The organism is Halomicrobium sp. HArcht1-1 (assembly GCF_058933285.1).
Map to the genome: position 1 here is coordinate 99,348 of NZ_JBZYDL010000001.1, position 15,698 is coordinate 115,045.

11 protein-coding genes are annotated in these 15,698 nt (G+C 69.5%); 5 read left to right on the forward strand and 6 right to left on the reverse strand.

All coding sequences use genetic code 11. The features are described 5' to 3' along the window. From AC5FRZ_RS00580 to AC5FRZ_RS00590, 3 genes are all read left to right on the forward strand, one after another. A complete protein-coding gene (locus tag AC5FRZ_RS00580) occupies positions 1-1,530 on the forward strand; it encodes a dihydrolipoamide acetyltransferase family protein (protein WP_493563597.1) in 1,530 nt (509 codons plus the stop codon). A 63-nt stretch (positions 1,531-1,593) separates the two neighbouring features. Then, positions 1,594-2,355, forward strand: coding sequence for an ABC transporter ATP-binding protein (locus AC5FRZ_RS00585; protein WP_170092938.1), 762 nt, complete (start codon positions 1,594-1,596; stop codon positions 2,353-2,355). Then, positions 2,342-3,928 (forward strand): hypothetical protein, encoded by a 1,587-nt coding sequence (locus AC5FRZ_RS00590; RefSeq protein ID WP_170092939.1) that lies wholly within the window; start codon positions 2,342-2,344, stop codon positions 3,926-3,928. The genes AC5FRZ_RS00585 and AC5FRZ_RS00590 overlap by 14 nt, the downstream gene beginning before the upstream one ends. Here the strand turns inward: AC5FRZ_RS00590 and AC5FRZ_RS00595 are convergent. Next, positions 3,925-5,286: an oxidoreductase gene (locus AC5FRZ_RS00595; RefSeq protein WP_493563598.1), complete on the reverse strand. Its 1,362-nt coding sequence runs from the start codon at positions 5,284-5,286 to the stop codon at positions 3,925-3,927. The two genes, AC5FRZ_RS00590 and AC5FRZ_RS00595, sit on opposite strands and share 4 nt — an antisense overlap. 142 nt (positions 5,287-5,428) lie before the next feature. On the opposite strand from AC5FRZ_RS00595, the gene leuS reads away from it, so the two are divergent. Both leuS and AC5FRZ_RS00605 read left to right on the forward strand, forming a co-directional pair. After that, a complete protein-coding gene (gene leuS, locus AC5FRZ_RS00600; RefSeq protein ID WP_493563599.1) occupies positions 5,429-8,068 on the forward strand; it encodes a leucine--tRNA ligase in 2,640 nt (879 codons plus the stop codon). Between the two features lie 159 nt (positions 8,069-8,227). Next, positions 8,228-10,480, forward strand: coding sequence for a bacterio-opsin activator domain-containing protein (locus AC5FRZ_RS00605; protein ID WP_493563600.1), 2,253 nt, complete (start codon positions 8,228-8,230; stop codon positions 10,478-10,480). 218 nt (positions 10,481-10,698) lie between these two features. Here the strand turns inward: AC5FRZ_RS00605 and AC5FRZ_RS00610 are convergent, their stop codons facing one another. From AC5FRZ_RS00610 to AC5FRZ_RS00630, 5 genes are all read right to left on the reverse strand, one after another. Next, positions 10,699-11,493, reverse strand: a complete 795-nt coding sequence (locus AC5FRZ_RS00610) for an NAD-dependent epimerase/dehydratase family protein (protein WP_493563601.1) — start codon at positions 11,491-11,493, stop codon at positions 10,699-10,701. A gap of 112 nt (positions 11,494-11,605) precedes the next feature. Continuing rightward, positions 11,606-12,391: a DUF7089 family protein gene (locus tag AC5FRZ_RS00615; protein ID WP_493563602.1), complete on the reverse strand. Its 786-nt coding sequence runs from the start codon at positions 12,389-12,391 to the stop codon at positions 11,606-11,608. Beyond that, on the reverse strand, positions 12,392-12,481 hold the full coding sequence (locus AC5FRZ_RS00620; protein ID WP_018256810.1) for a hypothetical protein: 90 nt from the start codon (positions 12,479-12,481) through the stop codon (positions 12,392-12,394). It abuts the gene before it with no gap. Positions 12,482-12,591: 110 nt separating this feature from the next. Next, on the reverse strand, positions 12,592-14,088 hold the full coding sequence (locus tag AC5FRZ_RS00625; RefSeq protein ID WP_493563603.1) for an MATE family efflux transporter: 1,497 nt from the start codon (positions 14,086-14,088) through the stop codon (positions 12,592-12,594). Positions 14,089-14,175: 87 nt separating this feature from the next. Then, positions 14,176-15,564: an FAD-dependent oxidoreductase gene (locus tag AC5FRZ_RS00630; RefSeq protein WP_170092945.1), complete on the reverse strand. Its 1,389-nt coding sequence runs from the start codon at positions 15,562-15,564 to the stop codon at positions 14,176-14,178. Positions 15,565-15,698: the final 134 nt, after the last annotated feature.

A 15,698-nucleotide genomic window follows, 5' to 3' on the forward strand; every position in this document is an offset into this window, starting at 1 on the left:
ATGTTCGAGTTCGAACTCCCCGACCTCGGGGAAGGCGTCGCCGAGGGGGAGATACTGGCGTGGCACGTCGCGACGGGCGACCGCGTCGAAGAAGACCAGGTGCTGGCCGAAGTAGAGACGGACAAGGCCGCCGTCGACGTGCCGTCGCCGGTCGCGGGCGTCGTCCGCGAGCTGCACTACGAGCCCGGCGACGTGGTCGAGACCGGTGCCGTCGTCGTGTCGATCGCGACCGACGACGGCGAGGACAGAGCGGCGGCGGCTCCGGCCACCGACGAGTCGAACGACGACGAGTCCGCTGGGACGGACGAGCGCGTGTTCGCGCCCCCGAACGTCCGGCGGCTGGCCCGCGAGCTCGGCGTCGAGATCACCGCCGTCGACGGGAGCGGTCCGAGCGGTCGGATCACCGAGAGCGACGTGCGAGCCGCCCACGAGGACGGCGAGGCCGACAGCGAGATCGAATCCGCCGTCAGTCGGGTCGACGACGGCGACGGTAGCGACGACGGCGGCGTGAAGTCGGCCGTCAGACGCGTCGGAGACGACGAATCGACGGACGAACCTGCCGTGAAGTCGGCGGTCTCGGCGGTCGACAGCGACGCCGACCGTGACCACACGCTGGCGACGCCAGCGACCCGCAGGCTCGCCGACGATCTGGGGGTCGACATCGACGCCGTCCCGACCGACGAGCGCCGCGACGGCGAGCCCTACGTCGACGAGGCGGCGGTGCGAGCCTTCGCCGCGTCGGCCGACGAGACCGAGCGAGAGCGAGCCACTGGCTCCACGGGACGGGGCACGGAGACCGAACCCGCGGACGGCGAGGGTGGGACGGCGGCCACGGGGGGCCGGCGCGAACCGTACCAGGGGATCCGGCGGACGATCGGCCAGCGGATGGCCGAGTCCCGCCGAGAGATCCCGCACGCGACCCACCACGACCGGGCCGTCGTCGAGGGGCTGGTCGACGCCCGCGAGCGACTCGAACCACTGGCCGAGGACCGCGGTGTCGACCTGACGTACACGCCGCTGCTCCTGAAGTGCGTGGCCGCGGCACTCGGACACCACCCCATCCTGAACAGCGAACTCGACACGGACGCCGAGGAGATCGTCTACCACGACCGGGTCGACCTCGGCGTCGCGGCGGCGACCGACCACGGTCTCGTCGTCCCCGTCGTCGAGCGCGTCGACGAGAAGGGACTGCTCGAACTGGCCCGCGAGGTGAACGATCTCGTCGCCCGCGCACGCGACCGCGACCTCGACCGGTCGGAGATGCAGGGCGGGACCTTCACCGTCACCAACTTCGGCGCGATCGGCGGCGAGTACGCCGACCCGATCATCAACGCACCCCAGACGGCGATCCTCGGCACGGGGGCGCTGAAGGAGCGACCCGTGGCACGGGACGGCGAGGTCGTCGCGAAGCCGACCCTCCCCCTCTCGCTGGCGATCGACCACCGCGTGATCGACGGGGCCGACGCCGCCCGCTTCGTCAACACGCTCAAAGAGTTCCTGGCCGAGCCCCGTCGCCTGTTGCTGGAGTAGCCGACGAGGGCGACACGGCGATCGACCCGAAGACATTCCTCGGAGACACCCGACGGACCGACAATGACAGTGTCCCCGGCCATCGCCACGGACGGACTGAGCAAGCGGTACGGCTCGACGACGGCCGTCGCCGAACTCGACCTGACGGTCCCGACCGGCGTCGTCTACGGCTTCCTCGGCCCGAACGGCGCGGGCAAGACCACGACGATGCGGATGCTCACCGGCCTGGTCGAGCCCAGCGATGGGACGGCCACGGTCGCGGGCGTGCCGAGTGACGACCGCCGCCAGCTCGTCGATCGGATCGGCCTGTTGCCAGAAGAGCCCCCGCTGTACGAGGAGTTGACCGGGCGGGAGCAACTGGCGTTTGCCGCCGATCTCCGGAGCGTTCCCTTCGAGCAGGTCGCCGACAGGGCGCTGGGACTGTGCGAGCGCCTGGGGCTGCGCGAGGACCTCGATCGGCGGGTCGACGGCTACTCGAAGGGGATGCGCCAGAAGACCGCCTTCGTCCAGGCCGTCCAGCACGATCCCAGCGTCGTCTTCCTCGACGAGCCGACCTCCGGGCTCGACCCGCGGGCGGCCAAGACGCTGCGCGAGCTAATCGTCGAGCTGGCGGCCGATGACACGACCGTCTTCCTCTCGACGCACATCCTCCCCGTCGTCGAGGAGATCGCCGACGAGGTTGGCGTGCTCCACGACGGCCGCCTCGTCGCGGAGGGGCCACCGGGAGAGCTGATCGGCTCGGTCGAGGCCGAGGGCGGTGCCGACCTCGAAGACGCCTTCCTCGCGCTGACCGGCGACGCCAGCGAGGCCTATGCGACGGAGTGACCTGCGGGACGGCGCGGTGCTTGCACGCACCGAGCTGCGGGCACAGATCCGCCGTATCGCGGGCAACCGCCGCCAGCTGATCGGCGTCGTCGTCGGACTGCTCTCGTTCGGGCTGTTCTTCCCGCTGACCTTCCTGTCGCAGGTCCTGGCGTTCGGCGCGGGGCTGGCCGGCGGCGATCCGCCGCTGGCGCGCTTCGGAACGGTCCTCGTGAGCGCGCTCACGATCGGGCTGTACTTCGGGGCCGCGACGGCGATCAACCAGACCCGCGTGGGGGCGATCGGGCCGCTCGTACGCACGTCGATCCCGCCGGAGGGGGTCGTGATCGGGCGGGTCACCAGCGAGACGCTCCAGGCGACGGCGTTCGCCGTCGTTCCGGGGGTCGTCCTGCTGGTCATGGTGGCGGCCGGCGCTGGGACGCCCCTGCCCGCGCTGCTCGTGCTCGCCGCCAGCCTCCCGCTGCTGGTGGCCGGACTCGTCGTCGGCCGGACGATCGGCGCGACGGTCCGCTATCTCGGCTTGCTCTCGCGACTCTCGGCGTGGGCGAAGGCGGTCGTGCTGGTCGTCCTCGCGGGCACCGTCTTCGTCGGTTTCCAGACGGCGATCCCCGCGGTGATGGGCGACGGCGACGGGCCGGCGCTGTCGGCGCTGCTGCCGGGACAGCCCCTACAGGCCTACGCCAGCGTCGTCAGCGCACCGCTGGGCGCGACGCCCCGGCCCCTGGGCGTCGTCGTGGCCGCGGTGACGCTGGCGGCGATCCCGGTGGGGCTGGCGACGACGCTGCGCATCGAGAGCGCGCTCCTGTTCGACGACCGCGGCGACCAGTCGGGCGACCAGCAGACGACGAGTCGGTCGGCCCCGCGCGTCCTGGCGGCGACGCCCTCGACGCGCATCGCCTGGCGGTACCTCCTGCGGACGCGCCGGAACCCGAAGCTCGTCTCGCACCTCTCGATGGTGTTGTTCGGCGGGCTGGCCTTCGTCGGGAGCCTCGTCACGCAGCCCGACCTCCTGACCGATCTCGGTCCCGGCGCCGCCGTCGTCGCCGGGAGCGTCCTCGCGGGCGCGACCTTCTGTCTGAATCCGATGGGTGACGACCGCGAGCAGCTCCCGCTGTTGCTGACGAGCACGGCCTCGACGAGACACCTCCTGCGGGGCCGGGTGGTGGGCGGACTCGTCGTCGGCGGGATCGTCGCAGTCGGCGTCGGGCTCCCGCTGGGGCTCGTGAGCGATCCGCCCCTCCGCGTGCTCGGACGGACGCTTCTCACCCCCGTGGTCCTGCTGGCGGCGGCCGGCACGGCGCTGGGCGTCGGGGCCGTCGTCCCGAAGTTCGAACGCAGCGAGTACATGAACGTCGAGCGCGCCCACCCCTCGACGCTGGGGACGCTCACCTACTTCTTCGGGACGCTGGTGGTGGTCGGCATCGGCCTCGCACTCGTCTGGCTCTCGGTCGACGGGGGTGGCCTGCTGCTGGTCGGAGCCTGGATCGTCTATCTGGCCGTCCTCGCGACGACCGGCGTCGGCGGCTACTACTACGCCGTCCGGAAGTTCGATCGGCTGACGCTTGACGACGTCTAGTCGCCGGACGGCCCCGACTCGTCGGTGGCGTCGCCGGGACGGTCGTAAGCACCCCGGTCGGCGAGTCGAGCGCGCTCGCGGACGACCGCTGGCGTCCGGCACCGACCCGGCTCGCCGGCCACCTGCGGGACGGTGCAGTTGTTGCAACTGGCACACAGCGCGTCCGCACCGGCGAGCAGGCGCGCGCCGAGTCGCGGCTCGGCGTAGAACGGTCGCCCCATCCCGACCAGATCCGCGGCCGGCGGCCGGTCGGCCGCACCGAGTAGCCGATCGCAGGTCGCGCGCTCGCGAATTCCGCCCTCGCACAGCACGGGCGCGTCGACCCGCTCGCGCACCGCCCGACAGAGGTCGGCGTTCCAGCCGGGCTCGCGGTCGAACCGGCGGGCCTGCAAGCGGTTGAGGAGCGCGACGACGCGCGCCCGGAGCGGGCCGCCGAACGCCGCCGCGTACTCCCCTCGCAGGTCCGCAGCCGACCACGCCCGCTCGGGGTAGGCCCCACGGACGATGCTCATGTCCCAGAACGTCGACACCGCGACCGGGACCACGGCGTCGTAGCCCGCCGCGACGAGATCGCTCGCCAGCCCGACGGCGTCGTCGAACGAGAGGTGCCGGCGGACGAAGGCCGGCGCGGCGGTCTCGGCGGGCACCTTCGTCACCAGCGCCACGTCGTCGGCGTGCTCGCGGACGGCGTCGTGGATCGCTTCGAGGAACCGCCGCCCGCCCGCGGCCGGTTCGCCGGGGTCGGGGCCGAACTCGTCGTCTCGCCGGTTGAAGAAGGGCGAACAGAACTGCTGGAGCAGGCTCATGTTCGCCCCCGAGAGGTGGATGCCGTCGTAGCCGGCGTCGGCGGCGGACCCCGCCACTCGGCCGAACTGGGCGGCCAGCTCGTACACCTCGCTGGTGTCGAGGACGTGAGGCGAGAGATCGATCAGCCCAGCGCGGTCGAGCACCCGGAGCGGCCACGGCGGCCGCGAGACGGCCAGCTGTTCGAGCTGCGGGTGCTCGCTGCGGTAGCCGGCGTGCCACACCGCCATGCTGCGGAGTCCGCCCTGTGCGAGCTGGAGGAAGATCCGACCCCCGTGGTCGTGGACGGCACCGGTGAGCCGTTCGAGTCGGGAAACGAACGCGGGGTCGTGGACGCGCGTCATGTTTGGCGCGGCACAGCCGCCGTCTGCCGTGACGATGCTCGCACCCTGAAACACGAGGCCGACGCCAGACGCCGCCGTCGGTTCGAGTTCGTCGATCAGCGTGTCGACGGCGTCGGGACCGTTGCCCGCACACTCCAGCAGCGGCGCGCGATACAGCCTGTTGGGCACTGTGACGCCGCCGATGTCGACCGGCTCGTCGAGTCGCGCCATCGTCCGACCGTCGGACCGAACGAGCGTAAGTGTGCGGGTCGTTGGCAGTCGTCCCGAAAGCGATCGGAGCCGGCGGGAGGCCCACGCGCGGGCGAACCAGCTACTCATTTAGTCCCCGGGACTCTTGGGGGCAACAAGAACGATGTCAGACAGTTCGAGCGGGTACGATCCGAGCGCGATCGAACCCAAGTGGCAGGCCGAGTGGGACGACGCCGAGGTGTTCCGGACCCCCGACAGCGCCGAGGACGTAGAGTACGTCCTGGCGATGTTCCCCTACACCTCCGGCAACCTCCACATGGGTCACGTCCGCAACTACACGATCACGGACGCCTACTCCCGGTACAGGCGCATGCAGGGCGAGGACGTGCTCCACCCGATGGGGTGGGACTCGTTCGGACTGCCCGCCGAGAACGCCGCCGAAGAGCGGGACACGAGCCCCGAGGAGTGGACCCGCAAGTGCATCGAGTCGATGAAGGCCCAGATGAGCGAGATGGGCTTTGGCTACGACTGGGACCGGGAGGTCACGACCTGCGATCCGGAGTACTACCGGTGGAACCAGTGGCTGTTCAAGCGCTTCCACGAGGCGGGGCTCGTCGAGCGCAAAGGGTCCGAGGTCAACTGGTGTCCCTCCTGTGAGACGGTGCTGGCAGACGAGCAGGTCGAGGGCGAGGCAGAGCTGTGCTGGCGCTGTGACACGCCCGTCACCCAGCGCGACCTCGACCAGTGGTTCCTGACGATCACCGACTACGCCGACGAGCTGGTCGACGACATCGACGAGCTGTCGGGGTGGCCCGAGAGCGTCCGCGCGATGCAGCGAGACTGGATCGGCCGCCAGCACGGCGCGCGGGTCCCCTTCGAGGTCTCCGGCTACGGCGAGGTCGAGATCTTCACGACGCGGCTGGACACGATCCACGGGGCGACCTTCTTCGCGGTGGCTCCGGACAGCGAGATCGCACAGGATCTGGCCGACTCCGACGAGGAGGTGGCTCACTTCGTCGAGGAGGAGGCAGATCCCGACGGCGACGAGCCAAACGGCGTCGCCACCGACCTGACCGCCACGAACCCCGCGACGGACGAGGAGATCCCGGTGTTCGTCGCGGACTTCGTCCTCTCGGACGTGGGGACGGGCGCGCTGATGGCGGTGCCCGCCCACGACGAGCGCGACCACGCCTTCGCGAGCAAGAAAGACGTGCCGATCGAGCCGGTCGTCAAGCCCGCAGACGGTGACGTGCCAGACGTCGAGGACGCGGCGTACACCGAAGACGGAGTGCTCGTCAACTCCGGCGACTACGACGGCTACACCAGCGCCGACGCCCGGAGCGCGCTGGAGGACGACCTGCCCGGTGCGCGCCACGACAAGCAGTACCGACTGCGCGACTGGGGGATCTCCCGGCAGCGCTACTGGGGGACGCCGATCCCGATGGTCCACTGCGAGGAGTGTGGCGCGGTGCCGGTGCCCGACGAAGACCTCCCCGTCGAACTCCCCGAGTTCGTCCGGACCACGGGGAACCCGCTGGACGAGGTCGACGAGTTCGTCCAGACGACCTGTCCCGACTGTGGCGGCCCCGCCCAACGCGAGACCGACACCATGGACACCTTCGTCGACTCCTCCTGGTACTTCCTGCGGTACACCGCGCCGGACCGCGACGACGGGCCGTTCGACACCGCTCGCGCGAACGACTGGATGCCCGTCGATCAGTACGTCGGCGGCATCGAACACGCCGTGATGCACCTGCTGTACGCTCGCTTCGTCACCAAGGCCATCTCGGATCTGGAGCTGCTCGACCACCGCGAGCCGTTCCAGAACCTCGTCACGCAGGGGATGGTCCAGCTCGACGGCGAGAAGATGTCCAAGTCGAAGGGCAACGTCGTCTCCCCGCAGAACATCGTCGAGGAGTACGGGGCCGACACCGCGCGGCTGTTCATGATGCAGGCCGCCCGCCCCGAGCGGGACTTCGACTGGAAAGACGAGGGCGTCGCCTCGAGTCACCGCTTCCTGACGCGGCTGTACGACGCCGTCGAGGCCTACGTCGAGTCACCGCCCGCTGGCGAGGCCGGCGACGTGACCGACTACGTCCGCCGCGAGATCGATCGGGTCACCGCCATCGCCGACGAGAGCTACGCGAACCTGACGTTCACCGAAGCGCTGCGCGAGACCAGAGAGTTGCTCTCCCTGCTGGACCGCTACGCCGAGGCCACCGAGCCCCACGCCGAGACCGTCGAGGCGGCGCTGTCGACGATCGTTCGCCTGCTCGCACCGGTCGCACCCCACGTCACGGAGGAGCTGTGGACGAAGCTCACCGACGCGGACGAGGGGTTCGTCGCCGAGGCCGACTGGCCGACCGCCGACGGCGATCTTGACCGCCACCAGCTGGAGCGCCAGCTGGTCGAGGACACCCGCGAGGACGTGCGCCAGATCGTCGACGTGGCCGACATCGAAGACCCGAGCCACGTCGAGATCGCCGTCGCGCCCGAGTGGAAGTTCGAGGCCCACGCGATCGCTCGCGAGTTCGACGGCGACAACCTCGTCGGCGAGATCATGAGCGACGAGCGGTTCCGCGGCGAGGACGGCGCACCGGACTACGCGAAGGACCTGCAGGCGGAACTGCAGAGCCTGACCGAGACCCTCGACGCCGCGACCGAGGCCGAGGTGCTCGCACGCGCTCGCTGGCTGATCGCCGAGGAGTTCGACGCCGAGGTGACCGTGCGGGCCGGCGAGGACGCCGACCCCGATCTGGTCCGGAAAGCCGAGCCGGGACGGCCGGCGATCAACATCGAGTGAGCGATTCCGACACGGGGGCATCGCTGGACGTGCGGACCGTCGGTCGAACGAACGGGACGGTTCGACCGGAACCGAAGGGGTGAATCGCGCTCTCTCGACGAGCGCACGTGCGACCGCCGGGGAGCCGCTTAAGTACTCGAACACACTAACGTATTAGGTATGAGGGCGGACGAGGAGGCGGCAGACGCCGCCGACGGCGAGGCCGTGGGGAAGAGTGACGCCGACGCCGGGGGGCGAGGCGAGCAAACGAGGACCGAACGCGGGACGGAAACGCGGGTCGTGACCGACGGCGGCGTCGATGCCGCCATCGAGGGCGCGAGCGTCGAGCAGTACGCCGGTATCGTCGGAGCGCTGGAGGACGGCGTCTACGTCCTCGACGCGGACGGCCACTTCACGTTCGTCAACGAGGCGATGGTCGAGCTGACCGGCTACGACGAGACGGAACTCCAGGGCGAGCCAGTCACCCGCATCAAGGATCGGGAGACCAGCGAACGGACCGAGACGGCGCTGGCGGCGCTACGCGACGGGGAGACGGAGGACCTCGATCGGACCTTCGACCTCTCGGTACAGCCAAAGCGGGGCGAGCCCATCGCCTGCGAAGAGCACGTGACGGCGCTGTTCGACGACGGGCGGTTCCGCGGCGTCGTCGGGATCGTCCGGGACATCTCCGATCGGCGGCGGCACCGAGAGCTGATCTCACAGCTACAGGAGACCTCCCGATCGCTGATGCAGGCACCGAGCCGGGAGTCGGTCGCGGACATCGTCGCGAACGCGGCCCGGCAGGTACTGGGCTTCGAGCTGAGTGCTGTCCGGCTGTACGACGCCGACGAGCGCGTGTTGCGACCGACGGCGACGACCGACGCCACCGACGACCAGCTCCCCGAGCGGCCGGTGTACGCTCTCGACGAGGGCCAGCCCGGCACCGTCTTCGCCTCGGGCGAACCCGCCGTCTACGACGACGTGCGAACGATCGAGGATCCCGACGGGGAGTTCGGGCCGGTGCGCTCGGCGATGTACTTCCCCATCGGCGTCCACGGGACCCTGACCGTCGCCTCGACGACGGTGGGGGCCTTCGACGAGAACGACCGGCAGGTGGCCGCGCTGCTGGCGATCAACGCCGCCGCGGCGTGCAACCGCGCCAAGCGCGAGCAGGAGGTCCGAGAGGCCCGCGAGCGCATCGAGACGATCCTCGAACGGATCAACGGGCTGATCCAGAACACCGTCGAGGTGCTGGTCGAAGCCACCACGCGCGAGCAGGTCGAGGCCGGCGTCTGCGAGCAGCTCGTCGCCGTCGAGCCCTATACCTTCGCGTGGCTGGGGCGGCCGGACGTGCGCGCCGAGACGATCAGCGCCCGCGAGTGGGCCGGCAGTCAGCCCAGCGGCCCAGCCACCACCGACGACGAGCGCGACGTACCTGCCGGCGAGCCACCCGTCGACGTCGCGGACGTGGCCGAACCGATCGACGGCGACACGCCGGGCGCGCAGGCCCTGGAATGTGATGGGCCGAAGGTACTGGAGGGAGCCGCGCTCGAAGACGCCGGTGGCTGGTTCCAGTCGGCCGCCGAGAACGGCGTCCGGTCGGTGATGGCGATTCCGCTGTCGTACACGGACTCGAACTACGGCGTGTTGTACGTCTGTGCCGACCAGACCGACGCTTTCGACCAGCGAGAGAAGGTCGTCCTGCAGGCGCTGGGTCGGGCCGTCGCGAACGCGATCAACGCCATCGAGAGCGGCCGAATCCTCAGTGCCAACAAGGTGATCGAACTGGAGTTCACCGTCGACGACCGGGACCTGCTACTGTCGCGCCTCTCCGGTCGGGCCGGCGGGACGATCACCTCCGCCGGGACCGTGACACAGGAAGACGGCTCGCTGCGGCTGTATCTCACCGCACAGGACGCCGACACCGACGAGGTGATGGCCGTGCTGGACGCCGACGACGCCGTCGAGTCCGCGAGCCGAGTGGCCGAACACGACGACGAGGCGCTGTTCGACGTGACCGTCACGGAGTCGCTGATCGCGACGCTCGTCGACCACGGGGCCGTCCCGAAGTCGATCGTCAGCGAGAACGGGATCGCCCGCTACAACATCGAACTCCCCTACGAGGCGGAGGCCCGCGAGGTGTTCGGGCTCGTCGAGGACAACTACGACTCGACGGACCTGGTCGGCTACCACGAGCACGAGCGCCCCGTCCAGACCCAACAGGAGTTCCGCGCCGCGCTGGCCGAACGGTTCACCGATCGACAGGAGACGGCGCTCCGGACGGCGTACCTCGGCGGCTTCTTCGAGTGGCCCCGCGAGGTCGACGGCGACGAACTCGCCGATGGGATGGACATCTCCCGACCGACCTACCACCAGCACCTCCGGGCCGCCCAGCACAAGGTCTTCGAAGAGTTGTTCGAGGGCGGCTACTAGGACGACTTGCTCTAGAGTTCGTCGCTGTCACAGAGACGAACACCTCGAAAGCCCTCGGCCCGCTCGACGCCGTCTGTGCAGGATATCCTCGCGAGGCTCGGATAGGGCCTGCACAGACGACGCGAGGCGCGCCTCGCCCTTTCATCCGCCAGGGCACGGTCGGTTGCGCGGGCTACGGGAGCGGTGGACGGAAGGGATGCGCGCCAGCGAGAGCGCAATTACTCCATCGCGGCCCGGATCTGCGAGCGCAGCGACGCCTCGATGGGTGTCGGCTCTCGCAGGCGGATGTCGTCGGCCGAGAGCTCCATCGGCGATGGCGGAGTGCGGTCGACGATCGACAGCGCGGGCTCGGTGCCGGTCTCCTCGGCGACGATCGACTGGATCGACTCGCCGACGGCGGCGTTCGTGAAGGTGTACGACGAGACCGCAGCGGGAGTCTCGACGGCGAAAGAGCCGGTCCCAAGTTCGCGGAGGAAGGCACAGAGATCGCCCACATCGACGTAGGGGCGAACGATCTCGCCGTCGCCCCAGACCTCGATCTCGCCGTCGAGGGCCTGTTCGATCATGTCCTGGGCCTGTCCGCGCGGGGCGGGACCGCCGACGACGTTGGGAAACCGGACGGTCGTGACTCCGTCGTACTCGCTGACGGCCCCCTCCGCGAGGTGTTTCGAGTGGCCGTAGCGGTTGACCTGGTCGGCGGCGGCGATGCTGGAGGCGAACACCACCGGCACGTCGCGTTCGCGGGCGACGCCGACGACGGTCGCCGTCCCCATGACGTTGTTCTCGACGAGGTGTCGCCAGTCGTCGGTCCACACGTCGGCGTCGGCCGCGAGGTGGTAGACTACGTCGAACTCCTCGGCCTCGAAGAGGGCCTCGACGCGGTCGGCGTCCCGGATGTCGTCGGCCGGGTCGGCCGCGTTGTCGAAGCCGACGACCTCGTGGCCGGCCGCCGAGAGTTGCTCTGTCAGCACACCGCCGATGTACCCAGCGTGTCCCGTAACGAGCGCGTTCATTGCTCGTGGTTGCGCTGGCGGTTATTTGAATCCAGTGGAGGGCGTCGCCCGGCCGTGCCGACCGTCGCCACTCCGAGAAGGCAGGTGTCGGAAGCGGAGATCGTGGGCGGCGTCAGCTCAGCTCGGCGAGGGTCTTCTCGGCCCACGTGACGGCGTACTCCGGGCCGTACTCGCCGTACGCGCTGGTGTCGAGGGCTGCGAACGGAGCCGGGACCTCGACGCCGTGTTTGATCGCCGAGCAGGCCAGTTCCGCGGCCGCGGGGAACTTCGTCTGGCCCATCGCGACCTCTCCGGAGAGGTCGCCGAGGCGCGGTTCGAGGCGCTCGCCCGCGTCGACCCACGCGTCGAACAGCGCCGGCAGGTCGCCCTCCCAGTCGGCGAACACCGGGCGCGTCTGCAGGCCGACGAAGGCGTCGAAGACCGCCGCCGCGAGCTGGTAGGTGCCGGCCGGCGAGAGGTGGTCGGCCGTCGCCGCCGCGAACGCCCGATACCGCTCCTCGAAGAAGCCGAGGAACTGTTCGGGAACCCCCAGCCCGGTGGCGACCAGCGCCTCGGCCAGCAGGAACTCGACGAAGTCGTCCGGCGAGCCCGCCAGGCGGGGCTTGACCAGCACGACCGCCGGGTCGGTCTGGCGCGTCCAGGCGACGCCGCCGTCGCCGGGCGTGCCGACGGTGAAGTCACTCGACGCGAAGGCGTGCAGTTCCGCGGGCGCGTCGTCGGGCACCCATTCGTCGGGATAGGACAGCGGAGCCACGTCGTCGGTGACCAGCAGGAGCTCCTCGGCGACTGCCGGGTCCAGCGTCTCGAAGTCCCGCTCGCAGTCCAGTACGAGCGCGTCGGGCGCGTGGCGCTCGCGGACGGTCGCCAGCTCCCCGTCGAGGGAGCGCTCGCTGAACATCTACGCGAGCGCGAGGTTCGCGATCAGTGCCAGGGACAGCAGCGCCGAGACGGCGATGGTCCCGAGGACGATCTTCGTTGGGTTGCTCATGGACGTGAGTGGGATGTGTCGGCAATTAAAGCTTGAGTTTGCGCCTGGTCAGTCATCGGCACCTGCGCTCCCGATGACTCCTGTTCGCACACGCGAAGCAATGCTCTCGGTCAATCGTCCGCACCGACCCCCGACGCACGGGCGACGGCACGCCACTTCCCCGTCCAGAAGCGCCCGGTGTTGACCGCGGCCTTGACGTAGTAGTCGCCGACGATGGCGGCGAAGATGGCGGGCAGCCCCCAGCCCATGCCGGGCGTGAGGGTGATCCCGAGGACGGGGATTGTCACGGCGAAGCCGACCGGTAGCGCGAGGACGGCGACGGGGATGCGATAGAGGTACGAACCGACGAAGGTGCCATAGAGGGGCCAGCGCGTGTCGCCGGCACCGCGGAGGCTGCCACGCATCGTCCGGGAGACGCTGAAGCCGGCGACCGCCAGCGCGAACACGCGGATGAACGTGACCGTCAGGTCCGGGTACTCCGTCCCGAAGAGCAGCGAGATGGGACGGGCAAAGACCACCAGCACGGCGGCGATCAGCAGCTGGGTGACCAGCGCGATCCGGACCGTCTGCCAGCCGTACTCGCCCGCGTCGGTGTCGTCGCCGGCTCCGACGTACTGGCCCACGAGCGTGCTCGCGGCCGTCGAGTACCCCCAGGCGGGCATCAGCGCGAGCAACATCACGCGGCGGCCGATCGCGAAGGCGGCGACCGTCGGCGTCCCGAGCACGCCCAGCACGAACAGGAACGGGAAGCGAGCGAACGTCTGGAGCAGGCGCATCCCCGAGAGCGGGAGCGCGACGCGGACGATCTCGGTCAGCAGGTCCAGATCCAGCTGGCGGCCGCCGAGTCGGAGCGTCACGACGTAGCGCCCCGAGACCAGCAGCGCGAAGAAGACGGCCGCCGCGAGCGTGTTGGCGACGGCGGTCCCGATGGCGGCCCCGGCGATCCCCAGCCGCGGCGCGGGGCCGAGCCCGAAGATCAGGACCGCGTTGAGGACGATGTTGGTCGGCAGCGTCAACAGCCGGACGTACATCGGCGTCCGGGTGTCCGCGCTGCCCGCAAGCGCCCGCGCCGCGACCATGCTCCAGAACCGGGGGGCCAGCGACAGCATCACGATCGAGAGGTAGACCCCGCCGAAGCGGATCGCGTCGGGGTCGTTCGTGAGAAGCCCAACCAGCGGCTCGGCGTACACCCACGAAACGACGGTCAGCGGTGCCGAGATCAGGAGCGCGAGCCACAGCGACTGCTTGACCGCGAGGTCCGCCCGCGCTTCCTCGCCAGCGCCCTGGAGCCGAGAGACGACGCTGATCGTCCCCGAGGTGACAGCCAGCGACAGCCCGAAGCCGATGAAGTAGTACTGAAAGCCAAGCTCCAGCCCGGCGATGGCGGCGTCGCCAAGCGCCAGTCCGACCATCGCGAAGTCCGCGATCCGCAGGAAGATCCGCAGACCGCCGGTGACCATCACGGGCGCAGCCAGGTCGAGCGCCTCCGTCGACTTGTCGCGATCGACCAGCCCGTACCGGGACAGCAGTGCCGGAAAGCCGTCGATGAACCGGCCGGGGAGTGTGGAGAGCCAGGCGACCAGCTGCGCGAGGCGGCGACGGACCATCGAGACGAAATCTAGACCGAACGGTACTGATAGTTTCGCTGGCGATGTGCAAAGCGTCGGGGACGAATCAGCGAACGGCGACGGCGTTCAGTCGTCCTGTGCGGGCGCTTTCGCCTGCTCGTCGTCCTCGTCGGCGGTCTCGGCGCGCGGGAAGTGCTCGATGGTCGCCGAGCGGAACCCTTCCTTGTCGAACTCGTAGTCGTCGCCCAGCGCCTCGACCAGGTGCTCGGTGTCACGCATGGCGTTTTTCAGGCTCGTGGAGGCACCCGGCGAGGGGGTGATGTTGAAGATCACGTCGTCGTCGGTGATCTTGGCCTCGCCCATGTCCAGGGTCTTGTTCTCGGTGTCGACGATCTGTGGCCGGACGCCGCCGTACCCCTTCGCGCGGTCGATGTCGTCCAGTTCGGCGGTCGGGACGACCTTCTGGACGTGGGGCAGGAAGGCCCGCTTGCCGACCTCGGGCAGGTCGTAGACGAGGTTCTTCAGCACGTATGGCAGCAGGATGCGGTCGGCGAGGATGTTGGCGTAGCTGAGGAACGAGTGGACGTTCAGGCCGAACACGTCGAAGAAGTCACTGACGGTCGAGAGTTCGCCCCGTTCCAGCGCGGGGACGAGCTTGGCCGTCGGTCCGAAGCGCGTGACCGAGTCGTCGTGGACGTCGGCGTCGCCGTGGACCGCCGCGAAGGGCAGCTTCTTCATCTGGAGGGTGTACACCTTGCCGTTGAGGAAGTCGTCGGCCAGGAAGAAGCTCCCGGCGACCGGCAGCAGCGACATCCCCTCGCCGTAGCCCATCTCCTTGGCGATCTGGAGGCTGTGAGAGCCCGCGGCGACGACGGCCGCGTCGGACTCGAACCAGCCGGCGTCGGTCTGGAAGATGTAGCCGTCCTCGGTGTCGTCCATCTGGGTGACCTCGGTGCCGGTGAACACGTCGACGCCGTCGATCTCCTTGGCGTCCTCGACGAACGAGTGGGAGACGTCGCCGTAGTCGACGACGTAGCCGTCCGGGGTCTGGAGCGCGAGCATCTCTTCGGTCGGGTCCCGGCCCTCGACGACCTTCGGCTCGATCTCGGCGATCTCGTCGCGGTCGATGGCGTCGAGTTTGGGGAACAGGTCGCCAAAGCCCTCCTCGTAGTAGCGGTCTTCGAGGCTCTGGACCTCCTCGTCCCCGACGGCCAGCACCATCTTCGAGCGCTTGCTGTGCAGCTCGCGGTCCGGGTCCACGTTTTCGAGATAGCCCGCGAGCATCTCCGCGCCCTCCTTGACCTGCTCGGCTTTTTCGAGCGTGTAGTTGGTCTCGATGTCACCGAAGTGCAAGGTCTGGGAGTTGTTCGTGTGGTGTGAGTTGATCGCCGCGATCTCCGATTCCTTCTCGACGAGCGCGATCTTCTCGATGTCGGTGAAGTTCGCGACCGTGTAGAGAAGCGATGCGCCACTGATCCCACCGCCGACGATAACGAGGTCGTATTGCTCTGTCATGATTAGTACCTAGCCACCGCAGTGCGAACCGCTCACACCCCAAGTGTACGATCTGTGCTATTTAAGCCTCTCTACTCGCCAATCTGTGTGTAAGATAACACGTTCGCGCTGACAGTGTGTCTCCTCGGGAGTAC

What these genes read in the sequence shown, in the direction of transcription:
- AC5FRZ_RS00580 (WP_493563597.1), top strand. Translation starts at nt 1, where the DNA reads ATGTTCGAGTTCGAACTCCCCGACCTCGGGGAAGGCGTCGCCGAGGGG.
- AC5FRZ_RS00585 (WP_170092938.1), top strand. Translation starts at nt 1,594, where the DNA reads ATGACAGTGTCCCCGGCCATCGCCACGGACGGACTGAGCAAGCGGTAC.
- AC5FRZ_RS00590 (WP_170092939.1), top strand. Translation starts at nt 2,342, where the DNA reads ATGCGACGGAGTGACCTGCGGGACGGCGCGGTGCTTGCACGCACCGAG.
- AC5FRZ_RS00595 (WP_493563598.1), bottom strand. Translation starts at nt 5,286, where the DNA reads ATGGCGCGACTCGACGAGCCGGTCGACATCGGCGGCGTCACAGTGCCC.
- leuS (WP_493563599.1), top strand. Translation starts at nt 5,429, where the DNA reads ATGTCAGACAGTTCGAGCGGGTACGATCCGAGCGCGATCGAACCCAAG.
- AC5FRZ_RS00605 (WP_493563600.1), top strand. Translation starts at nt 8,228, where the DNA reads ATGAGGGCGGACGAGGAGGCGGCAGACGCCGCCGACGGCGAGGCCGTG.
- AC5FRZ_RS00610 (WP_493563601.1), bottom strand. Translation starts at nt 11,493, where the DNA reads ATGAACGCGCTCGTTACGGGACACGCTGGGTACATCGGCGGTGTGCTG.
- AC5FRZ_RS00615 (WP_493563602.1), bottom strand. Translation starts at nt 12,391, where the DNA reads ATGTTCAGCGAGCGCTCCCTCGACGGGGAGCTGGCGACCGTCCGCGAG.
- AC5FRZ_RS00620 (WP_018256810.1), bottom strand. Translation starts at nt 12,481, where the DNA reads ATGAGCAACCCAACGAAGATCGTCCTCGGGACCATCGCCGTCTCGGCG.
- AC5FRZ_RS00625 (WP_493563603.1), bottom strand. Translation starts at nt 14,088, where the DNA reads ATGGTCCGTCGCCGCCTCGCGCAGCTGGTCGCCTGGCTCTCCACACTC.
- AC5FRZ_RS00630 (WP_170092945.1), bottom strand. Translation starts at nt 15,564, where the DNA reads ATGACAGAGCAATACGACCTCGTTATCGTCGGCGGTGGGATCAGTGGC.